Here is an 11,914-nt window from a genome sequence, read left to right as displayed (position 1 = left end):
GACACATCCCGGCAAAAACCCACGCGGCCCTTGATGGGCCGCGTTTTTTTGCGTGAAACGGGGTGAACGGGAACCGGTTGCTGCTGCGCTGCATGAAGGAAAAGCCGCACCGGGTCATTACCATGGCGCGGCTATGATGAAGTCCTCATTCCGCAAGACCGACGATGCCATGTCCCTGGCAGCCAGTTTCCAGATCGAATTCCTGCAGTACCTCAACCCCGACGGCACTTCCAACGGGCGCCCCCTGCCCGAACTGGCCAAGGACACCGGCCGGCTGGTCGAGCTGTTCAAGCAGATGCTGTTCGTGCGCGTGTTCGACACCAAGTCCATCGCGCTGCAGCGCACCGGCAAGCTGGGCACCTATGCCTCGTGCCTGGGCCACGAGGCCACGCACGTGGGCATCGGCGCGTCCATGCGCCCGCAGGACGTGTTCGCGCCCAGCTATCGCGAGTACGGCGCGCAGTTCATGCGCGGGGTGAAGCCGCGCGAGGTGCTGTTGTACTGGGGCGGCGACGAGCGCGGCAACGATTTCGAAGTCCCGCGCCAGGACTTCTCCTGGTCGGTGCCGATCTCCACCCAGTGCCTGCACGCGGCCGGCGCGGCGCTGGCGTTCAAGCTGCGCGGCGAAGACCGCGTGGCGGTGAGCACCTGCGGCGACGGCGGCTCGTCCAAGACCGATTTCTACGCCGCGCTCAATTCGGCCGGCGCCTACCAGCTGCCGCTGGTGCTGGGCGTGGTCAACAACGGCTGGGCCATCTCGGTCCCGCGCTCGGCGCAGACCGGTGCGCAAACTCTGGCACAGAAGGGCCTGGCCGGCGGCCTGTTCTGCCTGCAGGTGGACGGCAACGACCTGATCGCCGTGCTCGATGCGATGGACCAGGCCATGCAGCGCGCGCGCAGCGGCCAGGGCGGCACGGTGCTGGAGTTCGTCACCTATCGCCTGTCCGACCACACCACCGCCGACGATGCCCGCCGCTACCGCGACGAGGCCGAGGTCAAGGCCGCCTGGGAACGCGACCCGATCCCGCGCATGCGCGCCTGGCTGACCGCGCAGGGCCTGTGGGACGAGGAACAGGAAAGCGCCTGGAAGGCGCAGTGCGGGCAGCGCGTGGACGAAGAGGTCAACGCGTATCTGGCCACCCCGGTGCAGCCGGTGGAGGCGATGTTCGATTACCTCTACGCCGACCCGCCGCCGGAACTGCTGAAGCAGCGCGCCGACGCCATCGCCCGGGAGCAGCGCCATGGATGAGCACAAGCCGATGCCCGCGCACGAAGCGACCAGCGAGACCCACGCGATGCCGACCGTCGAGACCCCGGCGGCCACGCCGATCACCCTGATCGAAGCCATCACCCAGGCCCTGCGCCTGGGAAATCACCCACGATCCCACCGTAGTGGTGCTGGGCGAGGACGTGGGCGTCAACGGCGGCGTGTTCCGCGCCACCGCCGGCCTGCAGAAGCGCTTCGGCGCCCAGCGCATCCTGGACACGCCGCTGGACGAGACCACCATCGCCGGCCTGAGCGTGGGCATGGCTGCGCAGGGCCTCAAGCCGGTGGCCGAGGCGCAGTTCGACGGCTTCGTCTACCCGATGGTCGACCACCTGGTCTGCCACGCCGCACGCCTGCGCTACCGCACGCGTGGGCGCCTGCACTGCCCGATGGTGCTGCGCGTGCCGTGGGGCGGCGGCATCCGCGCGCCCGAGCACCACTCCGAGGCCAACGAATCCATCTTCACCAACGTGCCCGGCCTGCGCGTGGTCATGCCGTCCTCGCCGCAGCGCGCCTACGGCCTGCTGCTGGCGGCGATCCGCGACCCGGATCCGGTGATCTACATGGAGCCCAAGCGCATCTACCGCCAGTACAAGGAGCGCGTGCCCGACGACGGCGAGGCGCTGCCGCTGGACGTGTGCTTCGTCCTGCGCGACGGCTCGGATGTGACACTGGTGAGCTGGGGCGCGCAGGTCAAGGAAGCGCTGGAGGCGGCCGATCAGCTCGCCGCCGAGGGCATCAGCGCCGAGGTGATCGACGTGGCCACGCTGACCCCGCTGGACTTCGACACCATCGCCGAGTCGGTGGCCAAGACCGGGCGCTGCGTGATCGTGCATGAGGCGCCGCGCACGGCGGGCTTCGGCGCGGAGATCGCCGCGCGCCTGGCCGAGGAATGCATGTACGACCTGCTCGCCCCGGTCGAACGCGTCACCGGGCCGGACACGCACATGCCGCTGTTCCGCCTGGAGATGAAGTACATGCCCAGCGCCCAGCGCGTGGTCGAGGCGGCCAAGCGCACGCTGGCACGCGGCTGACATGCGGCGCGCGCGCGGTGCTGACCCGCCACCGCGCGCCCGACCGCGTGCCGGTGCGCGTGGCCCAGGGCGAGCGCGCGGTGCTGGGCGAGCACGACCACGAGTGGCCCGACTTCGTCTGGGCCACCCTGGCCCAGGGCCTGGGCGGCTGGATGCCGGCCGATGTGTTCCGCATCGACGAGGCCGGCGCCACGGCCCAGCAGGACTACGACACGCGCGAACTCGACGCCGACCCGGGCGATGTGATCACGCTGGAACGCCAACACGCCGGCTGGTGGTGGGCGCACGATGCACAGGGACGCAGCGGCTGGATCCCGGACCGCGCGGTCGAATTGATTCAAGAGAACGGGTCCTACTGATGCGATGGGGACCAGCCACGCCGCACTTGAGTGCGTGCAGGGCAACGAAGAACGTGAGGAATTTATGCCAACCAATGACCGAGTGACGCCTCGCCGCGCGCACTCAAGCGCAGCCCTCCGGGTTGCCGTGTCCGGCCGCCAGCTGGCCGCGCGCGGCTTGAACAGGCACCCAGCCTCGGGCGAACCATGGTTCGCCCACTGCGCCGCGCACGACCACCTGGCGACCGGACACGACAACGTGGCTGGTCCCCATCACATCAGTAGGACCCGACCATGACCGAGAGCAAGACCTTCCACCTCCCCGACCTGGGCGAGGGCCTGCCCGATGCGACCATCGTGGAATGGTTCGTCAAGGAGGGCGACGTGGTGCGCCTGGACGAACCGCTGGTGTCGATGGAGACGGCCAAGGCCGTGGTCGAGGTGCCTTCGCCGGTGTCGGGCAAGGTGCTCAAGCTGGCCGGCGCCGCCGGCGAGGTGGTGGTGACCGGCGCGATGCTGGCCCAGTTCGAACCCGATCCCAACCTGCCCCAGCGCGCCGAAGGCCAGGACACCGGCCATCACCACGGCCCGCCCAAGCCCGCCGCGCCTGCCAAGCCGGCGCCGGCCCCCACACCGACGCCGGCCGTGGAAAGCTTCGACCACGAGCGCGACGATGCCGGCACGGTGGTCGGCGCGATGCAGTCCTCCGACGCGGTCCAGGCCGAGGCCGCGATCGCCATGGGTGGCGTCAAGGCGATGCCGGCGGTGCGCGCGATGGCGCGCAAGCTGGGCGTGGACCTGACGCGCGTGCGCGCCACCGGCGCCGAGGGCGTGGTCACCATGGCCGACGTCAAGCAGGCCGCCGCCGATGCTTCGCTGTTGCTCCCCGCTCCCACCGCGAGTGCGGCCGGGGGTGCGAGTGCGGCGGCCAGAGCGGGTGCCGCACGTCCCGAACCCTCATCCCAGGGGGAGCGGGGCTCGGACCGCGCGCGCACCGCGCTGTCGGCCAGCGGCAAGCCGATGCGTACCTCGCCCCCGGGCAGCGGCGCCAGCGGCCAGCCCGAGCCGCTCAAGGGCGTGCGTCGCAACATGGCGCGGGTCATGGCCGACGCGCACGCCAAGGTCGTGGCGACCACGCTCAACGACGACGCCGACATCCAGGCCTCGGGCGCCGGGCCAGGACGTCACCGCGCGCCTGGTGCGCGGCCTCGTCGCCGCCTGCCGCGCGGTGCCGGCGATGAACGCCTGGTTCGACGGCGAGGCGCTGACCCGGACCCTGCACCCACACGTGGACGTGGGCATCGCGGTGGACACCGACGACGGCCTGTTCGTGCCCGCCCTGCGCAATGCCGACATCCTGGACGCGCGCGGCGTGCGCGAAGGCGTCAACCGCCTGCGCACCCAGGTGCAGGAGCGCTCGATCCCGGCCAGCGAGCTGACTGGCTACACCATCTCGCTGTCCAACTTCGGCATGTTCGCCGGCCGCTACGCCACCCCGATCGTGGTGCCGCCATGCGTGGCCATCGTCGCGGCCGGGCGCGCGCGCTTCCAGATGACACCGGTGATGGGCGGCTTCGAATCGCACAAGGTCATCCCGCTGTCGGTGACCTTCGACCATCGCGCCTGCACCGGCGGCGAAGCCGCCCGCTTCCTGCGCGCGCTGATCGACGACCTGGCGCTGGCTGACTGATCCACGGCGCCAGGCGATATCGCCCAGGCCGCGACGGGCGTCCTGGCCTGGGCGCGCATGCACCTCAGCGGATGGACGATGGCGGCGGTGGCGCCCCAGAATGCCGCCACCGATCCACGTGCAATGACGCCGGATGTCATCAGGCCCGTCCTGTTCCATCCGCCCCTCAGGACGCCCCATCGTGAACATGAAGCTCAAGCTGGAATTCCCACCGACGCCGGAATTCGCCGAACGGCACGCCGCCAACATCGTCGCTGCCACCAAGGACGTGGACGGGACCGTCCTGGATTACAGCCTGGACTCCTTGCACCACGTCGACCGCATCCTGCAGCAGATGCACGACGACGGCCTGCCCGCCGACCGCATTCCCTCCACGCTGTTCCGCTTCGGCTGCTACATCGGCGAGGTCGCCCTACGCGAGCATCCTGCCGCCTGGGTCGATCCGGCGCGCTTCGTGCCCGAATCCTCGCTGTCGTTCTTCCCTTTCATCGTGCTGCGCTTCCCGAACCAGGCCATCTGGGCGCCGATCAACCTGGCTTTCCAGAAAGTGGAGTTGGGCGAGCAGAAGAGCGTGCATTTCTCGTGCGTGGCGCAGCTGGACTCGGTACTCAAGCCGGCGTGAGCTGATCGCGAGACGTGCAGGCGCAGGTGGGAGGCATCCACCGATGGCCTGCTGCGACGCTGGCGAACGCTGAGAGGGACCCATCGCGCGCGGATGCGATCGCCCACAGAGATGCGGCCGCAAGTCCGTGGCCTTCGCCCTGTCGCCCCCATCCAACAGTGCGCGCTGGCGGCCTTGGCCCCGGTTGGTGCCGGGACGTTGCACGCGTGCGTCTTGCCAGGTCAGACTCGCCCCCTGCCTCTCACGGAAGATCCCATGCAGCTTCGCGCACTCCTGCTCCTCGCCTGCGGCGCCCTGGCCTGCGGCGGCGCCGCGGCCCAGTCCAAGGCCGACACTTCGCTGGCCGCGCTGTACCAGGCCGACCAGGCCGAACGCAGCCAAGTGCGGACCCTGACCGATCCAGTCGCGCTGAAATCCGCCGCCAAGGCGATGGCCGAGCACGACGCACAGCGCCGCGAACAGGTGCGCGCGATGATCCGGGCCGGCACGCTGCGCAGCGCCGACGACTACCGCATGGCCGCCACCATCTTCCAGCACGGCCTGACCGGCGATGACTACGCCCTGGCGCATGCGCTGGCGACGCTGGGCGCCACCCTGGCGCCGGACGATGCGCAGCTGCGCTGGCTGGCGGCGGCCACGACCGATCGCTGGCTGCTCTCGCGGCAACCCGAGCAGTGGTACGGCACCCAGCCCGTCTGCGATGCGCGCGCAACGCCGCCCACCTGCACGCTGGCGGTGCGCGAGGGCGCGGTCAGCGACCAGGAGCGCGCGGCCGCCGGCATCGCCCCGCTGGCCCAGCTGCGGGCGGAAAACGCCGCACGCGAACAGGCGCTGCGCAAGCGCCTGCCCTGATCGCCCTCGCGCCGACGCGCGCGGAGCAAGGCGCGCTGCTCGAACGTGTCCGCACCCAAAGCGATCAGCAGAGCCGCTTCGAGCCTGCTGCGTCTTCGACCTGAAAGACCTGACAAGACCGTCGTTCCCGCGAAAGCGGGAACCCATGGACGTCAGTGCTTGGCTTCAAATCTCCTGAGTTCCCGCTCTCACGGGAACCACAGCAGGGGCGTAACGATTGGCCCGAGGCGCGAAACGTCCAGGCGGCGCGTGCCACAGCGCTCGACGCGCCTCGACGCGCCTCGCCGCAACCAGCGCTCGCCGTCAGGCGACCTCAGTCGCCGTCGTACAGATCCTCGCCCGCATCCGCGGCAGCGGCACCATCGCGCCCGCGCGGCCGCGCATTGCGGTTGCCCGGCTTGCGCAGCAGCTCGACATAGAACTGCACGGCACCGGCCGCGACATGCTGGTCGATGGCGCGGATGAGTTCGGTCAGCGGCAGCGGCTGCGCGCCCGCCTCGTCCTGGCCGAAGCGCGCATCGAAGTCCCAGATGTCCGCGCCGGCCGGCAAGGGCTTGCGGCGCTCGCGCTTGAGGTACTTGCGGATGTCGTGCTTGGCCGCCTCCAGCAGGCGCTCGGGATGCCGGCCTTCGATATCCAGGTGGTAGGTCTTGCGCATGGCGTGGTCCACGGGAGGGCCGGGCATTGTGAGGCCACCACGGGCCATTGCGCGAATGCCGCGCTTCATCGCCACCGCCCCGGTGCTCACCGGCACAGGCGCATCATGGGCGTTTTCGAACAGGAGCACGAGGCGATGAACACTTCCAGCCTGCAGGGTCTGCGCGTGCTGGTGGCCGGCGGCAGCCGCGGCATCGGCCTGGCCATCGCGCAGGGCTGCGCCGCGGCCGGCGCCCGGCTGTCGATCTGCGCACGCGGCCAGGCGCCGCTGCAGGCCGCGGTGGCCGATCTCTCCCGGCATGGCCTGGCCGTGCACGCCCTGCCTTGCGACCTGTCCGATCCCGCGCAGATCGCAGCCTGGATCGAGGCCGCGGCCGGCGCGCTCGGCGGCATCGACGTGCTGATCAACAACGCCTCCGGCTACGGTCACGGCAGCGACGACGCCAGCTGGCAGGCCGGCTTCGACGTCGACCTGATGTCCGCCGTGCGCAGCACGCGCCTGGCGCTGCCGCATCTACGCCGCAGCGCCTCCCCGAGCATCCTCAACATCTCCTCGATCAACGGCCAGGTGCCCACGCCGCGCGCGGCCGCCTACTCCACCGCCAAGGCGGCGCTGAACTACTACACGCTGACCCTGGCCACCGAACTGGCGCGCGAGAAGATCCGCGTCAACGCCATCGCGCCGGGCTCCATCGAGTTTCCCGGCGGCCTGTGGGCGCAGCGCCGCACCCAGGAGCCGGCGCTGTACGCGCGCATCCGCGAGCGCATCCCGTTCGGCGAGTTCGGTGCGGTGGAGGACATCGCCAACGCCGCCGTCTTCCTGGCCTCGCCCGCGGCGCGCTGGATCACCGGCCAGATCCTGGCCGTCGACGGCGGCCAGTCGCTGAGCGCTTAGCTACGCGTACTTATCCTTCGATCGCGCGGACGACCGCGATCAGCAACAGTCCCGCGCCTGTGATCGACAACAGTCGCGAGGCCAAGGGCATGCGCGGCACCAGGCCCTGGGCGAAGGCTTCATGAATCTGCCCCAGGCGCATGTTCAACAGCCCCCGCCGTCGATCTAGTGGGCGCTCGATCCAGAGCGACGCAGCGAAGCACGCCAGCGCAGCAGGCTGCAGCGCGCCGGTGGTCCGTACGCCCAATATGCCCAGCACCATCAATGTCCCGACCACCGCGATGGCCATCCAGAAGGCCGCCACATCGGAACCGCGCGCCAGACCCCATCGCGCGCGCCAACCTGTCATCTGCCTGCCCTTGGTCATCCTTGGGTTCCCTTGATCCGACAAGGCTCGATCCTGCCCACATGAAGTCGCCGCCAGGTGTCACTGCCGCCACGGCTTGCAACACTCACCGCCGCTCCCGATCCAACCAGCAGGCCAGCCCCTGCGCGTTGAGTTCGATGTCCATCGCCAGCGCGCGTTCGATCTGCGCATCCTCGAGCGGCACCTGCGCCGCGCGGGCGCGCTGCAGGTACAGCGTCGACAGGGCCTCGAGCAGCTTCGCGTGGCGGTCCGGCTTGCCGTCGGCATCGCGGCCCAGGGCCTCCATCGCATTGATCTGCTCGTATAGATCCTGCGCCAGCTTCTCGACCTCGGCGTAGCTGGAGCCGACGCGGTCGTAGTGGGTCAGATACATGCCCTGCGGCTCGTAGGCGAGCATCCGCGCGATCGACTGCTTCAGCGCTTCGGGCTCGAACTGCACCGGCGAACTGGTCGGCAGGATGAAGGGCCCCTGCGGGCCGTCCAGCTCCCGATAGGACAGGCCGAAGGTGTCGCCGGTGAACCAGCACGCACTGCGCGCATCCCAGACGCAGTAGTGATGCCGGGCGTGGCCCGGCGTATCCAGGCACAGCAGCGGACGACCGTTGTGGTCGACCACATGGCCGTCCTCGGCCACCACCACACGCGACTCCGGCACCGGCTGCACCTGGCCGTAGCTGCGCTCGATCTCCTCGGCGCCGTACACCGCGGTGGCGCCGGCGATGATGCGCGAGGGATCGATCAGGTGCGGCGCCGCGCGCGGATGCGCGACGACCCGGGCGTTGGGCAGATGCTGCAGCAGCAGGCCGGCACCGCCGGCGTGGTCCAGATGGATGTGCGTGACCAGCAGCCAGTCGATGTCGGCCGGCGTCAGCCCGGCCCGCGCGATCGCCTGCAGCAGCAGCGGCACCGAATGGTTGGTGCCGCAATCGACGAACGCGCCGCGCCCGTGTTCGACGATGAGATAACACGCGTCGAAGTGGTCGCGCTGGAAGGCGGTGTCGACCGTGTGGATGCCGTGCTGGCTCATGGCGTGCGCGCCGTATCGAGAAGGATGCGGCGATTCTAGGCAGCGCCACGTGCACGCACGATGCGGCCTTGGTCGCAAGGTCCTAGCGCGCGCTAGGCCTGCGCAGCGGCCTCGCGCAGCGCGGCCAGCGCGGCCAGCACTTCGTCGGCGGGAACGCGCAGCTCGACATCGGCCGCCGGCAGCGCGTCGGCGGAGCTCGCCTCCTTCATCGCCGCCACGCGCAGCCCCGCATCGCGCGGCGCGTCGAAGCCGCGGCTCTGCACCAGCACCTGGCCCTGCGCATCGGAGAGCTTGAAGTAGAACTTGCCGTCGGCCTCGCGGTACTGCTTGAACACCGGCAAGGACGCCTTCGGCGCCGTCTGCGCCTGCACCGTGCTCACTGAGGACAGGTCGCGCAGGCCGATCGCATCGCGCAGCTCGCCCAGGAACGGCGTGGCGTACTTCGCCCGCAGCCGCTGCGCGCCGTCGCGCAGGATCTCCTCGATGCGCGCCGGCTTGGCGATCAGCGTCTCGTAGCGCTCGCGCAGCGGCGCGACCTCGCGCTCGACGCGCTCGAACAGGCGCTGCTTGGCATCGCCCCAGCCGATGCCCTCGGCATAGGCCTGGGCGAAGTCGGCCGTTTCCTCGGCCGAGGCGAAGGCCTGGTAGAGCTGGAACAGCGGCGAGCCCTCGGTGTCCTTGGCCTCGCCCGGCGCGCGCGAATCGGTGAGGATGGAGAAGATCAGCTTCTTCAGCTCGGCCGGCGGCGCGAACAGCGGGATCGTGTTGCCATAGCTCTTGCTCATCTTGCGGCCATCCAGGCCGGGCAAGGTGGCGACGTGATCGTCGATCAGCGCCTCGGGCAGGGTGAAGTACTCGCGGCCATAGACGTGGTTGAAGCGCTGGCCGAAATCGCGCGCCATCTCGATGTGCTGGATCTGGTCGCGCCCCACCGGCACCTGATGCGCGTTGAACAGCAGGATGTCGGCGGCCATCAGCACCGGATACATGAACAGGCCCGCGGTCACGCCCGCATCCGGGTCCTCGCCGTCGGCCACGTTCCTGTCCACCGCCGCCTTGTAGGCATGGGCACGGTTGAGGATGCCCTTGCCGGCCACGCAGGTCAGGAACCAGGTCAGCTCGGAGATCTCGGGGATGTCGCTCTGCCGGTAGAACCACACCTTGTCCGGCTCCAGCCCGGCGGCCAGCCAGGTCGCGGCGATCTCCAGCGTCGAGCGCTGCGTGCGCGCCGGGTCCTGCGCCTTGATCAGGCTGTGCAGGTCGGCCAGGAAGTAGAAGCTCTCCGTGTCGGCGGCGCGGCTGGCGGCGATGGCCGGGCGGACCGCGCCCACGTAGTTGCCCAGGTGGGGCGTGCCGGAAGTGGTGATGCCGGTCAGGACGCGGGTGCTCATGCGAAGGCGGGGCGGTGGCAAGCGGGCCGTCCAGTTTACCCGCCCGCGGCGACTGCCCGGCCTAAGCGGCGGCCTGCCCGTCGCATGTGCCAACACGGCCGCAGACGACAACGGGCCCGCGAGGGGCCCGTTGCCTGATCACGCTGCGCCTGCGAAAGATCAGTGGCGCTCGTCCAGCGAACGCTCGAAGGCGTTCACTTCCTTCTGTGCGCGGTCGCGGTCCCAGCCGTAGCGCTCCTGCAGCTTGCCGGCCAGGTACTCGGCGTTGCCCTCGGCCACGTCGAACACGTCGTCGGTCAGGTCGCCCCACTTGGCCTGGGCCTTGCCTTTGAGCTGCTTCCAGTTGCCGGCGATGATGTCCTTGTTCATGCGTTCACCTCATGGTTTCAACACGGCGGATCGATGCCGTGCGGGCAGCCTGCCCGGCCGCGTGTTGCGCGCGCATGAGCCGCGCGTGGAGGGGGCGTTAGCGCACCGCGCCTGTCGCACCTGTCACCGGCGCGCACGAACAAAGAAGCCGGCTTGCGCCGGCTTCTTCGTTGAATCATTTGAACGCTGCAGCGGGATTACTTGGTCCCGGTGCCGCCGGTCTTGTCGGCGGAATCTTCCATCTTGCTGCCGACCTTCTGGACGTCCTTGCCGGCGCCCTTGACGGTGTTGCAGGCAGCCAGCGAACCGGCGAAGAAAACGGACAGCACCAGCAGGCAGATCGTGCGCTTCATTGGGAATTCTCCGAAGTTGGTTTCCCGGCTTTCCCCTTTGGAAAACCTTGATGTGAAGGCTGCCGAGCGCCTCGTCGAAACTGCGTGAACACGCTGAACAGCGGTCAGCTTCGGTTGCACAAGGCGCCGGTTCGGCCTTGCGGGAGATGGTGCCGCTTGTCCGAATCGAACGGACGACCTACCGCTTACAAGGCGGTTGCTCTACCTGCTGAGCTAAAGCGGCGATGACGCGTCGCGGCGCATTCTAGCCGTTGGCGCGTGCGCAGTCCTGCGCCACGGCGCGCGCGGCCCCGGCCTGGCCCTGCAGCGCGGTCGCCGGCGCGCTGGCGCGCACGTCGAGCCACCACTGCACCGGGCCCTCGGGACCGACCGCCTCCATGCGCGCATCGAAGCCGGCCGCCTCCAGGTCGCGCTGGCGGCGCTGGGCGGCCTCGCGCGTGCTGTAGCGGCCCAGCGCCACGCCCGAGGACGGCCCGTTGGAGATCACCATCAGGTCGTCGAAGCCGGCGGCCGTGATCCGCCGGGCCATGTCCTCGGCCGCGGCGCGATCGGCGAACGGCGCCATCACCGAGTAGGCGCGGGCCGGCTGGTTCTGGCTGCGCAGCCTGGCCGACGCGGGCGCCGGCTTGAGCCGGCCCTGGGCGGCGCGCGCCTCGGCCTCGCTGTCGAACGGACCCAGCGCCGTGCAGGCCAGCGGCGCCGGCTTCGGCGGCGGTTCCGGCGCAGGCGCAGGCGCGGGCGCGGCGACGGGCGCCGGCTTGGGCGGCGCGACCGGCTTGGCCTGCGGCGTCGGCGTCGCGGGCACGGCCGTGCTCGGCTTGGCCTCGACCAGCTGCGGCGACGGCGGCGCCTCGACCGCCGGGCGGCTGGCCGCGGCGCGACGCGCCTGGGCCAGCTGCTGCGGGGTCGGCGTCTCCAGCAAGGGCAGGCCATCGACCTGCGCGGTCGTCACCGGCGCCGGCGACGACGGCGCCATCAGCCACCACGCGGCGACGCCGAGGTTGAGGACGACCAGCAACAGGATCAGGGCACGGATCAGCATGGCGCAGGAT

General features: G+C 70.3%; 12 protein-coding genes, 1 tRNA gene and 2 pseudogenes. 7 read left to right on the top strand and 8 right to left on the bottom strand.

What is annotated here, in order from left to right:
- Window positions 1–169 precede the first annotated feature (169 nt).
- The 6 genes and pseudogenes from pdhA to ACFJIT_RS00280 all read left to right on the top strand — a co-directional run bounded on the left by pdhA (window position 170) and on the right by ACFJIT_RS00280 (window position 5,803).
- A complete protein-coding gene (pdhA, locus tag ACFJIT_RS00305; protein ID WP_286577777.1) occupies window positions 170–1,249 on the top strand; it encodes a pyruvate dehydrogenase (acetyl-transferring) E1 component subunit alpha in 1,080 nt (359 codons plus the stop codon).
- Between the two features lie 46 nt (window positions 1,250–1,295).
- Window positions 1,296–2,301: pseudogene (locus ACFJIT_RS00300) on the top strand (alpha-ketoacid dehydrogenase subunit beta).
- 17 nt (window positions 2,302–2,318) lie between these two features.
- Window positions 2,319–2,660, top strand: coding sequence for an SH3 domain-containing protein (locus ACFJIT_RS00295; RefSeq protein WP_379654631.1), 342 nt, complete (start codon window positions 2,319–2,321; stop codon window positions 2,658–2,660).
- A 273-nt stretch (window positions 2,661–2,933) separates the two neighbouring features.
- Window positions 2,934–4,329 (top strand): annotated as a pseudogene (locus ACFJIT_RS00290) (dihydrolipoamide acetyltransferase family protein).
- Window positions 4,330–4,510: 181 nt separating this feature from the next.
- Complete coding sequence (locus ACFJIT_RS00285; protein ID WP_306995422.1) at window positions 4,511–4,951, top strand: hypothetical protein; 441 nt, start codon at window positions 4,511–4,513, stop codon at window positions 4,949–4,951.
- A gap of 255 nt (window positions 4,952–5,206) precedes the next feature.
- On the top strand, window positions 5,207–5,803 hold the full coding sequence (locus tag ACFJIT_RS00280; protein WP_379654630.1) for a hypothetical protein: 597 nt from the start codon (window positions 5,207–5,209) through the stop codon (window positions 5,801–5,803).
- A 313-nt stretch (window positions 5,804–6,116) separates the two neighbouring features.
- Here the strand turns inward: ACFJIT_RS00280 and ACFJIT_RS00275 are convergent, their stop codons facing one another.
- Window positions 6,117–6,461 (bottom strand): DUF6172 family protein, encoded by a 345-nt coding sequence (locus ACFJIT_RS00275; RefSeq protein ID WP_130517582.1) that lies wholly within the window; start codon window positions 6,459–6,461, stop codon window positions 6,117–6,119.
- 135 nt (window positions 6,462–6,596) lie between these two features.
- Between ACFJIT_RS00275 and ACFJIT_RS00270 the strand changes: the two genes are divergently transcribed.
- Window positions 6,597–7,355, top strand: coding sequence for an SDR family NAD(P)-dependent oxidoreductase (locus ACFJIT_RS00270; protein WP_379654629.1), 759 nt, complete (start codon window positions 6,597–6,599; stop codon window positions 7,353–7,355).
- A 10-nt stretch (window positions 7,356–7,365) separates the two neighbouring features.
- Here the strand turns inward: ACFJIT_RS00270 and ACFJIT_RS00265 are convergent, their stop codons facing one another.
- The 7 genes from ACFJIT_RS00265 to ACFJIT_RS00235 all read right to left on the bottom strand — a co-directional run bounded on the left by ACFJIT_RS00265 (window position 7,366) and on the right by ACFJIT_RS00235 (window position 11,904).
- A complete protein-coding gene (locus ACFJIT_RS00265; protein ID WP_379654628.1) occupies window positions 7,366–7,722 on the bottom strand; it encodes a hypothetical protein in 357 nt (118 codons plus the stop codon).
- Window positions 7,723–7,807: 85 nt separating this feature from the next.
- Complete coding sequence (locus tag ACFJIT_RS00260; protein ID WP_130525064.1) at window positions 7,808–8,749, bottom strand: MBL fold metallo-hydrolase; 942 nt, start codon at window positions 8,747–8,749, stop codon at window positions 7,808–7,810.
- A 92-nt stretch (window positions 8,750–8,841) separates the two neighbouring features.
- Window positions 8,842–10,140: a tryptophan--tRNA ligase gene (locus ACFJIT_RS00255; protein ID WP_379654627.1), complete on the bottom strand. Its 1,299-nt coding sequence runs from the start codon at window positions 10,138–10,140 to the stop codon at window positions 8,842–8,844.
- Window positions 10,141–10,299: 159 nt separating this feature from the next.
- On the bottom strand, window positions 10,300–10,509 hold the full coding sequence (locus ACFJIT_RS00250) for a CsbD family protein (RefSeq protein WP_130516345.1): 210 nt from the start codon (window positions 10,507–10,509) through the stop codon (window positions 10,300–10,302).
- A gap of 197 nt (window positions 10,510–10,706) precedes the next feature.
- Window positions 10,707–10,862: an entericidin A/B family lipoprotein gene (locus ACFJIT_RS00245; protein ID WP_130516342.1), complete on the bottom strand. Its 156-nt coding sequence runs from the start codon at window positions 10,860–10,862 to the stop codon at window positions 10,707–10,709.
- A gap of 147 nt (window positions 10,863–11,009) precedes the next feature.
- Window positions 11,010–11,085 (bottom strand) — tRNA-Thr (locus ACFJIT_RS00240).
- A 21-nt stretch (window positions 11,086–11,106) separates the two neighbouring features.
- Window positions 11,107–11,904: an SPOR domain-containing protein gene (locus ACFJIT_RS00235; RefSeq protein ID WP_379654626.1), complete on the bottom strand. Its 798-nt coding sequence runs from the start codon at window positions 11,902–11,904 to the stop codon at window positions 11,107–11,109.
- Between the last annotated feature and the right edge of the window lie 10 nt (window positions 11,905–11,914).

Source organism: Pseudoxanthomonas sp. UC19_8 (assembly GCF_042700505.1).
Lineage (GTDB): Bacteria > Pseudomonadota > Gammaproteobacteria > Xanthomonadales > Xanthomonadaceae > Pseudoxanthomonas_A > Pseudoxanthomonas_A winnipegensis.
The sequence above is the reverse complement of the archived record's forward strand: the minus strand, read 5'-3'. Positions and strand labels throughout refer to the sequence as shown.